Origin of the sequence: Tissierella simiarum, assembly GCF_018917865.1 — a bacterium.
GTDB classification, from domain to species: domain Bacteria; phylum Bacillota; class Clostridia; order Tissierellales; family Tissierellaceae; genus Tissierella_C; species Tissierella_C simiarum.
Map to the genome: position 1 here is coordinate 75690 of NZ_JAHLPM010000011.1, position 16548 is coordinate 92237.

At 27.8% G+C, this 16548-nt stretch carries 18 protein-coding genes and 1 other annotated feature; of the genes, 15 read left to right on the top strand and 3 right to left on the bottom strand.

Annotated elements, in window-relative coordinates; translation table 11 throughout:
- The first annotated feature begins 2 nt into the window (after positions 1-2).
- On the top strand, positions 3-1121 hold the full coding sequence (locus tag KQI42_RS13310; RefSeq protein WP_216520584.1) for a GerAB/ArcD/ProY family transporter: 1119 nt from the start codon (positions 3-5) through the stop codon (positions 1119-1121).
- Here the strand turns inward: KQI42_RS13310 and KQI42_RS13315 are convergent.
- Both KQI42_RS13315 and ytaF read right to left on the bottom strand, forming a co-directional pair.
- Positions 1118-2497: a sensor histidine kinase gene (locus KQI42_RS13315; protein ID WP_216520586.1), complete on the bottom strand. Its 1380-nt coding sequence runs from the start codon at positions 2495-2497 to the stop codon at positions 1118-1120. The two genes, KQI42_RS13310 and KQI42_RS13315, sit on opposite strands and share 4 nt — an antisense overlap.
- A gap of 318 nt (positions 2498-2815) precedes the next feature.
- Entirely contained in the window at positions 2816-3439 is a 624-nt protein-coding gene (gene ytaF, locus KQI42_RS13320) for a sporulation membrane protein YtaF (protein WP_216520591.1), read from the bottom strand.
- 133 nt (positions 3440-3572) lie between these two features.
- Here ytaF and KQI42_RS13325 point away from each other — a divergent pair, with 133 nt between their 5' ends.
- From KQI42_RS13325 to KQI42_RS21390, 4 genes are all read left to right on the top strand, one after another.
- A complete protein-coding gene (locus KQI42_RS13325; RefSeq protein ID WP_216520596.1) occupies positions 3573-4298 on the top strand; it encodes an HAD family hydrolase in 726 nt (241 codons plus the stop codon).
- A gap of 44 nt (positions 4299-4342) precedes the next feature.
- Positions 4343-4798 carry a GNAT family N-acetyltransferase gene (locus KQI42_RS13330; RefSeq protein WP_216520598.1) on the top strand — a complete coding sequence of 152 codons (456 nt, stop codon included), beginning with the start codon at positions 4343-4345 and terminating at the stop codon, positions 4796-4798.
- An 81-nt stretch (positions 4799-4879) separates the two neighbouring features.
- On the top strand, positions 4880-5212 hold the full coding sequence (locus KQI42_RS13335) for a hypothetical protein (RefSeq protein ID WP_216520600.1): 333 nt from the start codon (positions 4880-4882) through the stop codon (positions 5210-5212).
- Positions 5213-5234: 22 nt separating this feature from the next.
- A complete protein-coding gene (locus tag KQI42_RS21390; protein ID WP_281420455.1) occupies positions 5235-5348 on the top strand; it encodes an LDCC motif putative metal-binding protein in 114 nt (37 codons plus the stop codon).
- A 42-nt stretch (positions 5349-5390) separates the two neighbouring features.
- On the opposite strand, the gene KQI42_RS13340 is transcribed toward KQI42_RS21390, so the two are convergent.
- Positions 5391-6086, bottom strand: coding sequence for a response regulator transcription factor (locus tag KQI42_RS13340; protein WP_216520602.1), 696 nt, complete (start codon positions 6084-6086; stop codon positions 5391-5393).
- A 210-nt stretch (positions 6087-6296) separates the two neighbouring features.
- Positions 6297-6532, top strand: a binding site (T-box leader).
- Positions 6533-6591: 59 nt separating this feature from the next.
- Here KQI42_RS13340 and cysK point away from each other — a divergent pair.
- The 10 genes from cysK (at position 6592) to cas5b (ending at position 16535) form a co-directional block, all read left to right on the top strand.
- Positions 6592-7509, top strand: coding sequence for a cysteine synthase A (gene cysK, locus KQI42_RS13345; RefSeq protein ID WP_216520604.1), 918 nt, complete (start codon positions 6592-6594; stop codon positions 7507-7509).
- A 4-nt stretch (positions 7510-7513) separates the two neighbouring features.
- Positions 7514-8056, top strand: coding sequence for a serine O-acetyltransferase EpsC (gene epsC / locus KQI42_RS13350; RefSeq protein WP_216520606.1), 543 nt, complete (start codon positions 7514-7516; stop codon positions 8054-8056).
- A gap of 86 nt (positions 8057-8142) precedes the next feature.
- Positions 8143-8958, top strand: a complete 816-nt coding sequence (locus tag KQI42_RS13355) for a MerR family transcriptional regulator (RefSeq protein ID WP_216520608.1) — start codon at positions 8143-8145, stop codon at positions 8956-8958.
- An 82-nt stretch (positions 8959-9040) separates the two neighbouring features.
- On the top strand, positions 9041-10393 hold the full coding sequence (locus KQI42_RS13360) for an MATE family efflux transporter (RefSeq protein ID WP_216520610.1): 1353 nt from the start codon (positions 9041-9043) through the stop codon (positions 10391-10393).
- A gap of 140 nt (positions 10394-10533) precedes the next feature.
- A complete protein-coding gene (locus KQI42_RS13365; RefSeq protein WP_216520612.1) occupies positions 10534-11301 on the top strand; it encodes an SDR family NAD(P)-dependent oxidoreductase in 768 nt (255 codons plus the stop codon).
- 161 nt (positions 11302-11462) lie between these two features.
- Positions 11463-12416 (top strand): helix-turn-helix transcriptional regulator, encoded by a 954-nt coding sequence (locus KQI42_RS13370; protein ID WP_216520614.1) that lies wholly within the window; start codon positions 11463-11465, stop codon positions 12414-12416.
- Positions 12417-12493: 77 nt separating this feature from the next.
- Entirely contained in the window at positions 12494-13219 is a 726-nt protein-coding gene (gene cas6 / locus KQI42_RS13375; protein ID WP_216520616.1) for a CRISPR-associated endoribonuclease Cas6, read from the top strand.
- An 11-nt stretch (positions 13220-13230) separates the two neighbouring features.
- Entirely contained in the window at positions 13231-14907 is a 1677-nt protein-coding gene (gene cas8a1, locus KQI42_RS13380) for a type I-B CRISPR-associated protein Cas8b1/Cst1 (protein WP_216520619.1), read from the top strand.
- Positions 14897-15781: a type I-B CRISPR-associated protein Cas7/Cst2/DevR gene (gene cas7i, locus KQI42_RS13385; protein WP_216520621.1), complete on the top strand. Its 885-nt coding sequence runs from the start codon at positions 14897-14899 to the stop codon at positions 15779-15781. The genes cas8a1 and cas7i overlap by 11 nt, the downstream gene beginning before the upstream one ends.
- Entirely contained in the window at positions 15768-16535 is a 768-nt protein-coding gene (gene cas5b, locus KQI42_RS13390; protein WP_216520622.1) for a type I-B CRISPR-associated protein Cas5b, read from the top strand. The genes cas7i and cas5b overlap by 14 nt, the downstream gene beginning before the upstream one ends.
- Positions 16536-16548 lie beyond the last annotated feature (13 nt).

Below are 16548 nucleotides of genomic sequence, written 5' to 3' on the forward strand. Positions count from 1 at the left end.
AAGTGAAGATAGAGAAAGTTTCATCAAGACAAGTTATATTTTTAATTATTGCATTTAGAATAGCTATTGCTTTTTCTTATTTACCTGCGATTAATGTACCACCAGGGAACCAAGATTCATGGATAGTACTAATAGTTTCATATTTATACAGTACTTTAGTTTGCAGCCCTTTACTATTTCTAGGAAACAGATTTAGTAATCTCACCTTAATTCAATATATGGAAAAGTTATTTGGAAAAGTAGTGGGAAAAATTATAGGACTCTTTTATACAATTTTCTTTATTTTAGGTGCTGTTTATTTTGTAAGTATTCTTTCTGAAATAGTGAGAATTACAATGTTAGCTGAAACACCTTATTGGATAATTACATTATTTATGATATTAACTTGCATGTATGTTGCCTCTAAAGGTGTTGAAGTTCTTGGAAGAGGAGCAGAATTCTTTGTTCCTATAATCATAAGTGTAATTATTGGTTTAGTAATATTAGGATTTAATAAATTAGATTTTAAAGTACTGCTGCCTATATATAAGGATTCCACATTTAGGCAAATTAACATTGGAGCCATAGATATTGCTTTTAAGTTTACAGATGTGCTGATATTATCTATGATTATTCCTAATCTAGAAAACAAAAAGGAAATAAATAAAATCTTTTTTAAATCTCTTTTTTATTCTCTATCTATTGTTATACTGGCAGTAGTTGTTAGTCAAACATCTTTAGGAATTGAGCAAGCAAAACATGCTAATTTTCCATTTTTCACCTTTACTAGATTAATAGATATATATAGAATTATTCAGAGAATAGAATCTATATATATTATGGTATGGATAATATCTAATGTTGGTAAAATTACTGGCTATTTATTTTTTGCTAGTTTATCCATTAGTCAAGTGTTGAATAAGAATAAGCCGAATACATTTATTATTTTAATATCTACTATAACATATATAATTTCATTATTTTTAATTAATAGGAGAACCGTATTAGGTGTAAAACAACCTATAGAAAATATTACATTAATTTTATCTGTTATTGCTATGTTTATAATTCCTTTAATAGCCTTGATTGTTTACTTCTTTAGAAGAAAAACTTTAAAGGATAAAGAGCCAATTAAAAATTAATACTCTATAGGCAATACAATAGTGAATTCTGTTCCTTTGTTATATTCACTTTGGACTTCGACTATACCATTATGAGCTTCAACTAGAGATTTCACTATTGATAAACCCAAACCTGTACCGCCAGTTTCTTTATTTCTAGAAATATCACTCCTATAGAATCTTTCAAAGATAAATGGTAAGTCCTCTTTTTTTATTCCTATACCATTGTCTTTTATTTTTATAACTACTTTTTCTTCATGTTTTTTTAATGATATAAAAACTATACCATTTTCTTTAAGATATTTTATAGAATTGGACAATAAGTTATATATTATTTGTCTAAATTTATCTTTATCCATAAAAATTTCTATATTCTCTTCTAATGAATAGTCAATGGAAAAGTTTTTCTCATTATATAATGGTATAAAAGCTATTATTATTTTTTCCAATTCAGCAGATATATTAAACTGTGTTTTTTTAGTGTTTATTTTTACTTCTTCTGCATTAAAGGAATTTTTAAGATCTTCAACTAAATCGGATAGTCTTTCTACTTCCTCCATTAATATGCTAAAATGCTTTTCAGAAGGTTCCCATACTCCATCTATAATAGCTTCTAGATGGCTTTTTAGTGTAGTTAATGGGGTTCGGAGCTCATGAGCAATATCTGTAGCATATCTTTTTCTTATATTTGCCTGACTTGCAAGAGTTTCTCCTAAAAAATTTATGGAATCTGATAATTCTAATATTTCCGTAGTGCTGGTATTAACTTTAGAACGGTATTCTAAATTCCCTTTTCTCATTTCGATTGCTGTATTTCTAATGTTTACAAGAGGATTAGTTAGACCTTTGGATAGCAAAATACTTATTCCAAAGCCAAGTATTATAGTTATTATGCCAGAAACCATAAAAGACTTAGTTAAAGTATTCTTAAAAATTAAAGCACTTTCTGTTAGATAAGAATTATCAATATATCCTATTATAAGAGTTCCAACAATGTTTTTACCATCTAATAAAGGAAAAGATCTTTCAAGATAATTTCCAGCAGAAATATTTTGCATCATTCTCATATGCCCATTATTCATCATTTTTCTATGCATACCCATATTCTGGCCTTTGCTTGAATGACATTGAGTCTGATTATTACTATCTTTAATCTCAATATAGACTCCTTCTAAAGAAGCATAGTTAGCAATATCTCTTTGAGATAGGGTATAGCTATTTTTTAAATATAAATCATTTATATCTTTTCTTATTTGTTCAAATCTATTTTCCCGTTCCTTGACCAAAAAACTTTCAAATTTTCTATTAATCATAGAATTAGAAATTAAGCTAATGATAAAGATTGAAAGAATTATGGAAAATATAAAACTCATTGTAAGTTTTTTAGATAATTTCATGGGGGTAACCTCCGAATATTAAATAACTATATAAAAATTATAACTAATTATAATGAAGGAATTATGAAAAAATAATTTTTAGTTTATTCTTCAATATTTCTTATTATACCATTATAATTAAAATATTGTTTTTATACTAAAGCCTAAAGAAAGTTTCTATAAATTAAAGGATTTTAATGATACCTATGGAATTAATATATAACATCAGACTAAAATTTATTATAAATACATTATAATGGGAGGCAAAATCTAAATCAAACAGAAAGAATAAAAGTATCAATTTTTACTTGATACTTTTAGAAGTTAATTTATTTATTTCTAAACTATTCTCAGAATAGCTAAAGTCATTAAGATTATTCCAGATAGCCAAGATATGTTAACTTTTGATTTCTCAACAAATTTTTCACCAACAAACAATCCTGCCAATACAGCAACCATATCCGTAATTAAAGATAATAATAATACTTGAGTGTAATTTATTTTACCTAAACTACTTCCAAAACCTACAGCTAATGAATCTAAAGAAAGGGCAACAGCAAGGTATAAAGCCTCTTTAGAACTTAGTTTTTTTGAATGGTCAATATCAGCTTTAGTTTCATCAACATATATATCTATTATAAATTGTAAATTGAATAATTTAAATTTGATTTTTTTATCTGAATTAGATTTTTTATCTAAGTAAGTTTTCACAATACTTTCAAATAAATAGTAAACTCCTAATAACATTAGAATTAAAAAACTGATTATTATAGTTACATTTTCTGGTATAATCTTCTTTACTATAGAACCAAAAAAAAGAGATATAGCAAGAAAAGAAGAACAGATAATATTAATTATAGTTACCGACATAAAAGGTATTTTTATTTTATTTGTTCCATAAGCAATACTGGCGACAAATGCATCTAAAGATAATGCAGATACTAATAATAGAGATTCTAACATCAATAACACTCCTTTGTACTATTTTAAAGTCTAAGTATAACTATTAATATATTATTAATATGCTTATTTAATAGTTCCAAAAAGTAAGTGCTAATTGAAGAGAGGAGAATTCTTTAAGAAAAGGGAGGAATATATGTTTAAAGATATTAAAGTTATATTTTTTGATATGGGAAATACATTATTACATTTTCATTATGGAAAATCAGATGAAGAAAAAGATGATATTGGATTAAGATTATTAGCAGATTATCTTAAAGAGTTTAATGAAGAGATAACTTTAAACGAAATAAAAAGTGATTTTTATGATAAATGGATGGAAATCATGCCTCTAAGAAAAAAGCTATTAATAGAGTTTCCAATAGATGATTACTTAAATGGATTTCTTCATAAATATAATGTTAAATTGAGTCATAGTGAGTGTATAAAAGCAATTAACTTGTTCTATACAGAGTATAAAAAACAATTATATTTTGAAAATGATATTGTGGAGATTTTAAGATGTATAAAGTTAAAAGGATATAAAATAGGAGTTATTTCAAATACTTGCTATTATGAAGAGGTGATTAAAGACTGTTTTAAAATAGCTAAGATAGATAATTTAATAGATTACTATACTTTTAGCTATTATTTAAGAATACTTAAGCCTAATAAAGAGATATTTAAAGTAGCACTAGGAAAAGCCAATGTTTGTCCACGAGAATCAATTATGGTAGGAGATAATATTGAAGCCGACATAAAACCTGCCTTAGAACTAGGAATAAATACTGTATGGTTTAATAAAAATAATATTGAAAACAAAACTAGAACTATTCCAGATATAGAAATAGCAAAGATTTCAGAGATATGTAATTACATATAGACACTTTAATAAGAATATAAATTAAGATGTTAAAGGGGGATACTATGCATAAATTTAATGATTTTGATTACTTAACAGATGGAGAAATAGACTTAATACTTGAAAAGAAGCTAGGAGCGGATGCGGCAAAGGGTTATGTTCAAGCGTATATATATAAAATTTGTTTGCATGATTCAAAAGAGAAGATAGGAATTATAGACATGAGAATTGGGCATAACGATAATACCAAGTATGTAGGTCATATTGGATATGAAATAGATGAGAAGTATAGAGGAAATAATTTTGCAGCAAAAGCATGTAGAATTATAAAGGAAGTGGCTTTAGGATATCAAATGTATAAAGTAATAATAACTTGTAATCCTGAGAATATCCCATCTAGAAAAACTTGTGAAAAAATTGGAGCTAAATTTATAGAAATATTAGATTTACCTCCAGATAATGAGATCTATTTGAGAGGAGAAAAGAAAAAGTGTGTATATGAATGGACACTGAATAATTAATAGACTATTTTATTTTTATCTTCATATTTCCTTCATATTTTAAAGATATAATGAATTTAGAAAATGAAAGGAGAGATATATATGAAGAAATTATTAGGAATTGGAGCTTTAGTGTTAAGTTTAGGAATTGGATCAATGTTTGTTTATGCTGATACGGATAAGCCATCATCAACAGTATTGCCTCAAAGTTCAGATGGAGTAATAGATAATAGAGAAAGCTGGTTTAAAGAAAAAATGGGCTGGAGAAAAGATCAAGTAAAACAAGCTTTAGAAGATGGATTAATAACAGAAGAGCAATCTAAAAAGTGGGAAGAACATTTTACTTATATGGAAAAGTTTCATAGTGAAAATGGATTTATGTCAGGGGGATGTCATGGAAATGGTATGATGAGAGGTAGTAGATGGAATAGATAATCCAAGGGCAGGTGGAGTAACTTTGTTTAAGTGGATAAAAAAGATGCTAGATAAAATTACTAAAGCTAATAATGAATCTTTTGGACAAGAAAAACTTGATTGCTGCCAATTAAGTAAAAAAGTTAGGAGAGATTAAAAAATTTCTCCTAACTTTTTTGTTAATATATCTAATATATAATTATATGATTCCAAACTTATATCCAGCCCCATAAACTGTTAAAACATATTTTGGTTTTTTAGGATTATCTTCAATTTTTTGTCTAATGTTTTTTATATAAGTATCTATTGTTCTATCAAAGCCCTCATATTGATGACCAAAAGAATTTTCTATAAGTTGCTCCCTTGAAAGAACCACACCAGGATTAGAAACAAGGGCTAATAATATTTTAAATTCATTAACAGTTAGATTAACACTTTTATTTTGTTTTCTTACAATCATTTTTTCTACTTCAATTTCTAAATCTCCATCATTAAATACTAAGTTTTCTGCTAAAGGACCGTAATCTCTATAACTTCTCCTAAGCAGAGCTTTTACTCTACTCGTTAGCTCTCTAGGACTAAAAGGCTTTATTACATAATCATCAGCACCAATAGACAAGCCTTGGACTCTATGGTCTTCATCAGCTTTAGCTGTAAGCATAATAATAGGAACATCGGACGTACTTCTTATATTAGTACAAACTTCTTCCCCAGATATTTTAGGAATCATTAAATCTAATATTATTAAATGAATGTTATTAGAGTGGAACAACTCTAAAGCTTTTTTTCCATCTTCAGCAGTAAACACATTAAATCCTTCTTTGGATAAATATGCTTCTATAACTTCTACAATATTTTTTTCATCTTCAACTATTAAAATATTTTTATGTTCCATATTATCACCTCTTAGAATATGATACCCAAAATATAATAAAATCTATGGAAATTTAATTGTATAAAAGAAATGTGAAGGAAATATGAAGATGAATTTTTAAATATATATAAATATTACAAAAAATATATAAATAAAATTGTTTATTTATATGAACAGTTATGTTATACTTGAATATAATAAATTTATAGAACAGTTAAATAATACTATTTATGAAAAGCTATGATTTGGTAAAGTAGATTATATAAGGTATCACAGAGATGATTCTAATTGGTGAGAGGAATCTATACAATATATATTTGAAGTGCACCAATGAGCTTTTGGTCGAAAATTTCAGTAGACTTAAACGGTAGTTCCCGTTACAGAACTAGAGTATGGAAGTACTTGATTTAAGGTAGGATTTTATCCTAAACAGAGTGGAACCGCGAAAGTAACCTTTTGCCTCTGTATATTTATATATACATGAGGTAAAGGGTTTTTTTATTTTATAAAATGGGAGGAATAAATAATGATATTAAATAACATTTATGAATCTATAGGCAAAACACCGATTATTAGAATAAATCATATTAAGGAAAGAGATATGGCAGAAATATTAGTTAAGATTGAGTCCTTTAATCCAGCAGGAAGTATAAAAGATAGAGCTAGTTTATATATGATTGAAGATGCTGAAAGAAACGGATTAATTAAAGAGGGAGGAACTATTATAGAGCCTACTAGTGGAAATACAGGAATTGCTTTATCTATGATTGGAGCAGCAAAAGGATATAAAGTGATAATAGTAATGCCAGATACTATGAGTATAGAAAGAAGAAGGCTTATGGAGGCCTATGGAGCAAAAGTTGTGTTAACAGAAGGAAAGTATGGTATGGCAGGTTCTGTAGAATTAGCTGAAAAACTTGCTAAGGAGAATGGATACTTTATGCCAAACCAATTTGGTAACAATAATAATGTAAAGGCTCACTATGAAACTACAGCAGTAGAAATATTAGAAGATGTTAATGGAGAAATAGATAGCTTTGTAGCAGGAGTTGGAACTGGAGGTACTATTACTGGAGTAGGTAGAAGATTAAAAGAAATAAAATCAGATACATTGATAGTTGCAGTACAACCATCAAAGTCTCCAGTACTATCTGGCGGAAAACCTAGCAGTCATGGAATACAAGGAATAGGGGCTAACTTTGTCCCAGATATTCTTGATAAAACTATAGTTGATGAAATAATTAGTATTGATGAAGAGAGTGCTTATTTACAGGCAAAAAATTTAGGAAAATATGAAGGAATACTTTGTGGAATCTCATCTGGAGCTAATTTAGCTGCCGCAATTATTATAGCTAAAAGATTAGGCAAAGGGAAAAGAGTAGTGACAGTTCTTCCAGATACGGGAGAAAGATATTTGTCTACAGATTTATTTATTGGAGAGTGATATTATGTTTAAGTTCTTAATAAAGGAAGGAAGAAATATATTAGAGAAGGATCCTGCAGCTAAGAACTTATTTGAGACTATTTTTTGCTATCCAAGTTTGAAGATTTTAATATATCATAAAATAGCCCATTGGTTATATAACAAAAAGAGATATACTTTATCTAGAATTATTTCTCAAAGAGGTAGAAGAAAGACTGGGATAGAAATTCACCCTGGTGCTAAAATAGGAAAAAAATTCTTTATTGATCATGGAATGGGTGTCGTAATAGGTGAAACTGCTGAAGTGGGAGACAATGTTCTTATATATCATGGAGTTACTTTAGGTGGTGTTGGAAATGAAACAAGTGCTAAACGGCATCCCACTATAGAAGACGATGTAATTATAGGAGCAGGAGCTAAAATATTAGGACCTATAACAATTGGAAAAGGAGCGAAGATTGGAGCTAATGCAGTGGTTTTAGAAGATGTACCAGCATATACTACAGCTGTAGGAATACCTGCAAGAATAGTTAAAAAGAAAGAAAATTATCTAATGTATGTAATATAGATATAAAACCTTCCGTCTATTTTGAGATGGAAGGTTTTATTGTATAATTAAATAATAATCAAAGAAAATAAAAGGGGATTGATATTATGAAAGCTAAAATACTAATCGGCAAAATGGCAAAACTTCATAATATATCTACTCAGACTTTAAGGTATTATGATAAAATTGGACTTTTGAAACCAGCTTATATAGAAGAAGATAATAACTATAGGTATTACGATATAGAGCAGTCAGCTCATCTTGATTCTATACTTTTCTTAAAAAGTTTAGGTATGTCTTTAGAAAACATAAAAGAATACTTTGATAACAGGAATTTGAATTATATGATTTCCATGCTAAGGGAAAAAGAAGATGATATTGAAAAAGAAATAGAATTACTTAAATTAAGGAAAAGAAGTATTAAGTCTAAAATAGATCTAATAGAAAAGTATAATAAAGAAAATGTGTTTGATAAATGTGAAATAAAAACTACTTCTCTTCGGCAAATAATATATCTACCTTTTGAACAGAATGGAAGTGTGTTAGATTTTGAATATAATTTAAAAGAATTAGATTCCTTAGTTGGAGATCAATTATCTTCGTTTAATAGTATGATTACTTGTATTGTTGGAATGGAAGATCTACTTAAAGGTAATTATAATCAATATAAGTATATTGGATTATTATTTCATCAAGATATTTTAAATAGCAATTTAAAAACTATACCTAAGGGTAAGTATGCAACTATAGTTTATAAAGGTAGTTATGATAAAGGAGAAGTTTACTATGATAAATTACTTCAATTTATAAAAAATGAAGGTCTTAAAGTCATAGGAGATAGTCTATTAATAACTATTACAGATGCCACTTTTACTGCATTTGAAAAAGAATATATAAACGAAATACAGATACCCGTTATATAAGATAAAAATCTATTGACCTTATAGTAACTATAACCCTTAAAATTGTTTCTAGTATGAAAAATTTTAGAAAGGATATGGTTACATGAAAAAGAAAATAGATTTATTGGAAGATAATATTTCTACCATATTTTTAAAGTATGCAGTACCAAGTATAGCTGGTATGTTGGGAACATCTCTCTATGTTTTAGCAGATACTATGTTTGTAGGAAGGGGCGTAGGAAGTGAAGGATTGGCAGCTTTAAATATTTCTATACCAATAATGAACTTGCTAACAGCTACTGGGCTCTTAACGGGGATAGGAGGTGCTGCTGCAATGTCCGTATCTATAGGGGAGAAAAAATATGATAAAGTTAATGATATCTTCACTCATGGAATGGTTTTAGCATTTATTTTAGGTCTAGTCTATACTATCTTTGGAATAGTTTTTATTGATAAAATCTGCTATTTTCTAGGTGCAACTAATGAAACTATTACATTGGTTAAAGATTATTCAAAAACAATTATTTCTGCCAGTTTATTTTTTGTGTTATTTAATTCTCTTAACATGTTTATACGAAATGATAATGCTCCAAGACTAGGTATGATAGCCATGTTATCTGGTGCAGTATTAAATGTATTTTTAGATTGGCTATTTATTTTTATATTTCACTGGGGCATGTGGGGGGCAGCTTTTGCTACAGCATTATCTCCTGTAGTGAGTTTAGTAGTTCTAATGCCACATTTTAAAAAAGGAAATACCGATTTAAAACTAGTAAAGAAGAAAGTAGATAATTTAATTTTAAAAAGAATAATTTTGAATGGGTTACCAAGCTTTATAATGGAATTATCTGTAGGTATAGTTATTTTTGCTTTTAATAATGTATTGATGAAGATTACTGGGGCAGTTGGTGTATCTGCTTACAGTATAATTGCAAATATATCTTTATTATGTTCTACAATATTTGTTGGAGTTGCAGAGGCCGTTCAGCCTGTAATTAGTATAAATTATGGTGCTGAAAAAATGGATAGAGTATATAAATCCTTAAAATATTCTCTTGTAACAGTAGCTGTTTTAGGGGTTGTGTTCTTTATAATAGGAAGATTATTTCCTGAGTTTTTGGTTTCGCTCTTTAATGAAGGGAATAAAGAATTATTAAATATTACTGTGCAAGGTATCCAGATTTACTTTTTCAGCTTTTTAGTTATGGGAGCAAACATTACCATGGCAGTTTACTTTCAATCTATAGAATATCCTAAGTTCTCAACTACTATTTCATTAGCCAGAGGTATGGTATTTATATTATTAGGTCTTAGTATACTTCCAAAACTTTTTGGACTAAAAGGTGTATGGTATACAGTACCATTTGCAGAGATAATCACATTTATAATTGCAATATTATGTTTTAAAAAGTCTAAAGATTATATAGAAGGCATTTCTGAAAGTGTTGTTTCTTAAAAAATAATTTAAATCAGACCTTCCATTTTTTATAAAAGTGGAAGGCTTTTTTATAGAAATATAGATTTTTATTCTAAAATATAATGGGTATAAAAAGCTTACTGAAACAATAAATATTTAAAATGAAGGGAGAGGAATTAATGAACAATCTATTTAACTTAAGTGGTAAAGTAGCTTTAATTACAGGGGCATCTAGTGGATTGGGAGTACAATTTGCAAAAGCTCTTGCAAATTATGGTGCAGACGTAATAATCATAGCAAGGAGATTAGAGAAACTAGAGAAAGTAAGTAAAGAGATTGAGACCTTAGGTAGGAGATGCCTCCCAATAAAATGTGATGTAACAAAAGAAGATGAAGTTGTAGCTGCTATAGAAAAGGCAATAAAAGAATTTGGGAAAATTGATATTCTAGTTAACAATGCAGGAGTAGGTGCTGGCACTCCAGCTGAAAGCCTTCCATTAGAAGAATGGAAAAATGTAATTGATGTAAATCTAAATTCTGTTTTCTTAGTAGCAAAAGAAGTAGGTAAACATATGATTGAAAATAAATATGGCCGAATTATAAATATCGCATCCATGTATGGAATCGTAGCTAATAATGCATTGTCAGTTTCACCTTATCATGCATCCAAAGCAGGAGTAGTTAATTTAACTAGAGCTTTGGCAGCAGAATGGGCTAAGTATGGAATTACTGTTAATGCAATTGGACCAGGGTTCTTTGAATCTGAGATGACAGACAATGCTTTAAAAGATGAGCAATTTTTAAGCTATATGAAAGTAACTACACCAATGAGAAGATATGGGAAAATGGGAGAGCTAGACGGCATTGTAGTTTATTTAGCATCAGATGCTTCAAGCTATACAACAGGGCAGACAATATGTGTCGATGGAGGTACTACTGCAGTATAATCAATATCTTAAATGGGCAAATACTTTTATTTGTATTTGTCCATTTTGCTTTTTGTAAGACTATTTATATAAGGAAGGATTTTCCTTGAAAATGTGGAATAGATAATATAAGAATTTAAAATATTTGACTTATATTGTAGTTTTATAGAAGGGAGAGTAGTATGGGAAGAGTTTCCAATGCATTAAAGATGTATATGCTTCTTCAAGAAAGAAAAATAATGACTGTTAAGGAAATCGCAGAAATATTAGAAGTAAGCAATAAAATGGTTTATGAATATAAGAAAGATCTATATGAAGCTGATATTTATATAGGTACTAAGCTAGGCAGAAACGGAGGCTATTATCTAGAAAATACTTTAAATTTAAAAGGAATCAATATTACAGAAGAAGAAGTAGAAGCACTAAAGATGGCAAATGAAGCAATAAAAAGTGGGAATTATCATTATGCAATTGAATTTGAAATTTTATCTAGTAAAATACTTAATGCTAAAAAGCATTTTGAAGAAATCCCTTATTATAACAAAGACATATTGAAACCTATTGAAATTAAAGAAAAAGAAAAACAAATATGGACTCACATCAATAAGGCAATTATTGAAGAGAATAAAATAAAAATTAATTATAGCTCCATAAATCACGATAAAAATCAACCTAATATAAAAACTAGAATTATTCATCCCTATGGAATCTTTGATTACGAGGGAGCAATCTATCTTTATGGCTACTGTGAATTAAGGAAGGATATTAGATTTTTTAAGTTTTCACGTATTAATAAATATGAAATACTAAAAGATAAATTTAAAATTAATATAAAATATGACTTAAAAGAAATAATTAATAAATCTTTTGGAATATATGATGACGAACCAATAGATTTAAAGCTTAAAATACATTATCCAATGAGTCAAATAGTAAAAGAAAGACAGTATTCTTTAAATCAGAATATAAGAGATATAGATGAAAATACCATATATTTTGAAGCAAAGCTTAAGGGTTATAGAGAAATAAAATCTTGGGTTATGAGTATGGGAAGCTTAGTGGAAGTAATCGAACCAGTGAAGCTTAAAGAAGATATATTAGAGGAAGTAAATAAAATTAGAAATTTATACGAATAAAAAAGTTTTAATTTTTATATAAACCTTACCAATGGTTTCAGCATTATATGATATGATTTCAGAAAGGAGGGGAGAGTATGAGATTTAATGTAGAACTGCTACTAGATAAAGAAGCTATACCGAAAGATAAGAATAGAATAATTCTTTCATTTTTTAAACATATTTATGAGTCCTATGATAAAAAGTATTATGATTCATTATATTTAAATGAAGAAAATAAAAGAAAAACCTTTACATTTTCTTTATACATGGCAAATTGTAAATTCACCAGAGAAGAAATAATTATTCCAGATAAAAAAATAATTTTAAATTTCTCAACAGCTGATATGAAAGACGGCATTTTCTTCTATAATGCTCTATTAAGCAACAAGGGGAAAAAATATGAGATTAAAGGTAATTCTCTAACTGTAAATAGGATAAATATAAATAAAGAAAAAGTAATAACTAATGATTATGCTGTCTATTCTTCTATGTCTCCAATAGTTGTTAGAGAACATAATGGAGATAATAATAAAACTTGGTATTATTCTTTAAGTGAAGAAAGAGGAGAAGAAGTTTTTTTAAAAAATCTTAAATATCAGCTACTAGATAATTTTGGAGAAGAAAGAAGATTAGATATTGAAGAAATAAAATTTCAAGTATTGAAGAACAAGGAAGTAAAAGTAAAAAATTATGGAATAGAAGTCTTATCAAATATATGTATGTTAAAGATTCAGGCTAAACCGTATATTTTAGATTATCTTTATAAATCAGGAATAGGTTCTAAGAGGAGTAGCGGGTTTGGAATGGTAGACTTAGTATAGGGGGTGATAAAATGGGGGAAAAGATAAGGATATATATGGAGGATTGGTTAAAGAATAGTGGATTAGTTGGATTTTATAATATCTTAAAATATGCAGAAGATGAAGTTATAATAAAAGAAAACTGTATAGAGGTTGAACCTGAGCATTTGATAGAATTTGAAAAAAAATATTTTAATTACTTTATAGATAAATACAAGGATATATTATCACTGAATAAAGTAATTTCATTTGAAGAATTTATATTATACCATGAAGAAAATAATTTTGAAGAATTTAACGAAAAAAGCCTTGAATTTACAAATAAATATATATCTGATGTAATAAAAAGGTATTTAAAATCACCTAGTTATAAATCGGCTTATGAATTAATAGAATCATCTATTGATATTTTAAGTTTAGAAAAGAAATTAAAGATTGTTAAGTTAAAAAGGAAACAGAATATAAAAGATATAATACCAGAAATACAAGATACATTCTATTTAATAAAACAAATAATTGAATATATGAAATCAGATAAATATAGAAAATATATAGGTGCAGTGAATGTTATGTATACTATTATTAATAATGGATGGAATAAAGGTTGCTTTTTCTATCCTCGAACTAAAGAAAAGGACATGTACCTCGATTACAAAGGACATTTTGTAAAACCTACAATAGAGTATATAGATGTAGATAAAAGCACATTTATATATGATTGTTTCTCCTGTGAGGGAAAAATGAATAATCTAGATAATAGCCTTAGTTTTTTAACTTCTATAGGATTTGATGTAAACAAAAAATCGTCCCATGTATGGGATTTTCAAAACGATATAGCTATTTGTCCTATTTGTAAACTAATATATTCATGTGTGCCAGCGGGAATTTCTTATCTTTATAATAAAGGAATATATATAAACGATAATTCAAGTATGAAAAATGCTATAGATATAAATAACAAAATATATATGGAAATTTTTAAACAAAATAGTGAAGATAAGAAGTTAACCTATAAAGCATTGGTAGAATCAATAAATGAGGAATATAACGATAAAATAAAATATGAATTAGCGGATATTCAGCTTATTAGATATGAGGATGAGAAATATAGATTTAATATATTGTCTAGAAAATCCTTACAAGTTATTAAAGATTCTAAGGACGATTTAAATAAATTGATTAATTGTGGATTTAAAGAGATTAATACTTATTTCAATGTTTATGAATTAGTTATAGATAGATTGTTGAATAGTCAAAATATGTTTACACTGGTTCAAAAGATGCTCCATTATAAATTATCACAACCGAAGGATTCTCATTACAATACATTTCATATAATTGTAATATTAAAGATTAATACAAAATTTTTAAGGGGGATAGGTTACATGAAAGATGTAGACAAAGATATAGTTAAAAGAGGAAATGCCTCTGGATATTATTTAAGAGAAAAGTATAAAGAGAAAGGTGCAGTAGACAAGTTAAGTGGTATATCATATAGATTGTTAAATGCATTAAAGACTAATAATACAGATAGTTTTATGGATACTATGTTGAATTGTTATCTATATGCAAAGTTACCAGTTCCTGAAGTATTTTTAGATGTTTTAAGAAGCGAGGAAGACTTTAAAACTATTGGATATGCATTTGTAGCTGGACTTATAGAAGGGAAAATAGATGATAAGAATGGGGGAAAAGTAAATGAAAAATAATTTAAAACCAAAAGGATTAGCTATGTCGATGATATTTGAAGCAGAAAGTGCAAACTATGGAGAAGGAGTAGGTAATGTAGCATCTTTGAAGAAACTAACTAGAGATAAAGGAGAACAATATACCTATATTTCAAGACAAGCAATTAGATACAATATATCTGAGCAGTTAGGAGAAGAATTAGCAACAGTAAAAGCAGAAGGTAGTGGGGAGAAAAAGGTTATTCAATTTTCAGAAGAAGCTACCATAAGAGATTATCCAGAAATAGATTTCTTTGGATATCTAAAAACTGCCAAAAATACGGGTGGAAAGAAGAGAACTGCAAAAGTAAGACTGTCCAATGCTATATCTTTAGAGACATTTAAAGGAGATTTAGACTTTTTAACAAATAAAGGTTTAGCAGATAGAATAGATGAAAATATGAATATAGCCCAATCTGAAATTCATAGATCATATTATAGATATACAATAGTTATGGATTTAGATCAAATAGGAGTAGATGAAGTATATTCTATTGAACTTGACGATGAAGAAAAAATAAGAAGGGTTAATAAATTGTTAGATACTATCGCCTTCTTATATAGGGATATTAGAGGTAGAAGAGAAGATTTTAAACCTTTGTTTGCTATAGGTGGAGTTTATAATATAAAGAATCCTATATTTGAAAATGTCCTAGATGTAAAAGACAATAGATTAGTAGTTAAACAAATTGAAGGAGTTATGTTTGATTCTATAAAAGAAGATACAAGCTGTGGATTAATTGAAGGTAAATTTAGTAATGATAATGAAATAAAAGAAAAGTTAAATGCATTAACTATGCCTGAATTTTTTAATGGGTTAAAAAGCAAGGTGAAAGATTATTATGAAGGAAAATAAAAAGGCAGTTAGGCTAAGATTATATCAGAATATGGTTAATTATAAGAAACCAACTAGTTTTCAACTTAAAGAGTCCTATCCACTACCACCATATTCCACAGTAATAGGCATGGTTCATAGCCTTTGTGATTATAAGGAATATAAGGAAATGGAAGTTAGTGTTCAGGGGAAATACCATTCTAAAGTAAATGATTTATATACTAGATATGAATTTAAAAATGGTATGAAGTTTGACCCAGCAAGGCATCAATTACAGGTAGGAGAATTTGGTATAAGTAGAGGTATTTCTACAGTAGAACTATTAGTTGATGTAGAACTATTAATCCATATTATTCCACAAGATCAAAGTTTAGTAGGAGAAATAGAAAAAGCTTTTCTTTATCCTAGAGAGTATCCTTCATTAGGTAGAAGAGAGGATATTGTAATTATTGAAGAAGTTAAAGTAGTAGATATTTTTGAAGAGGAGTTAGAAGAAGATATTGAATTAAGAGAAGATTTTACAGCATATATTCCACTAAATATCATAAAAAATGAATCAATTGTAGTAGATGGAGCAGAACCTGGAATAAAAAGTAGAGGAACAAGATATAGAGTTACAAAAGATTATGAACTTGTAAATTATGGAACAGTAAAATCCCCTAAAATATTTAGACAATGGAATAAGGTGGATGTATTGTATAGCTCAAGGATTACGGCTATTGGAGGCGAGACTATACTAAAAGATGTAGATAATAATATTATATTAAATGCTTAAAGCAGGAGTGTGA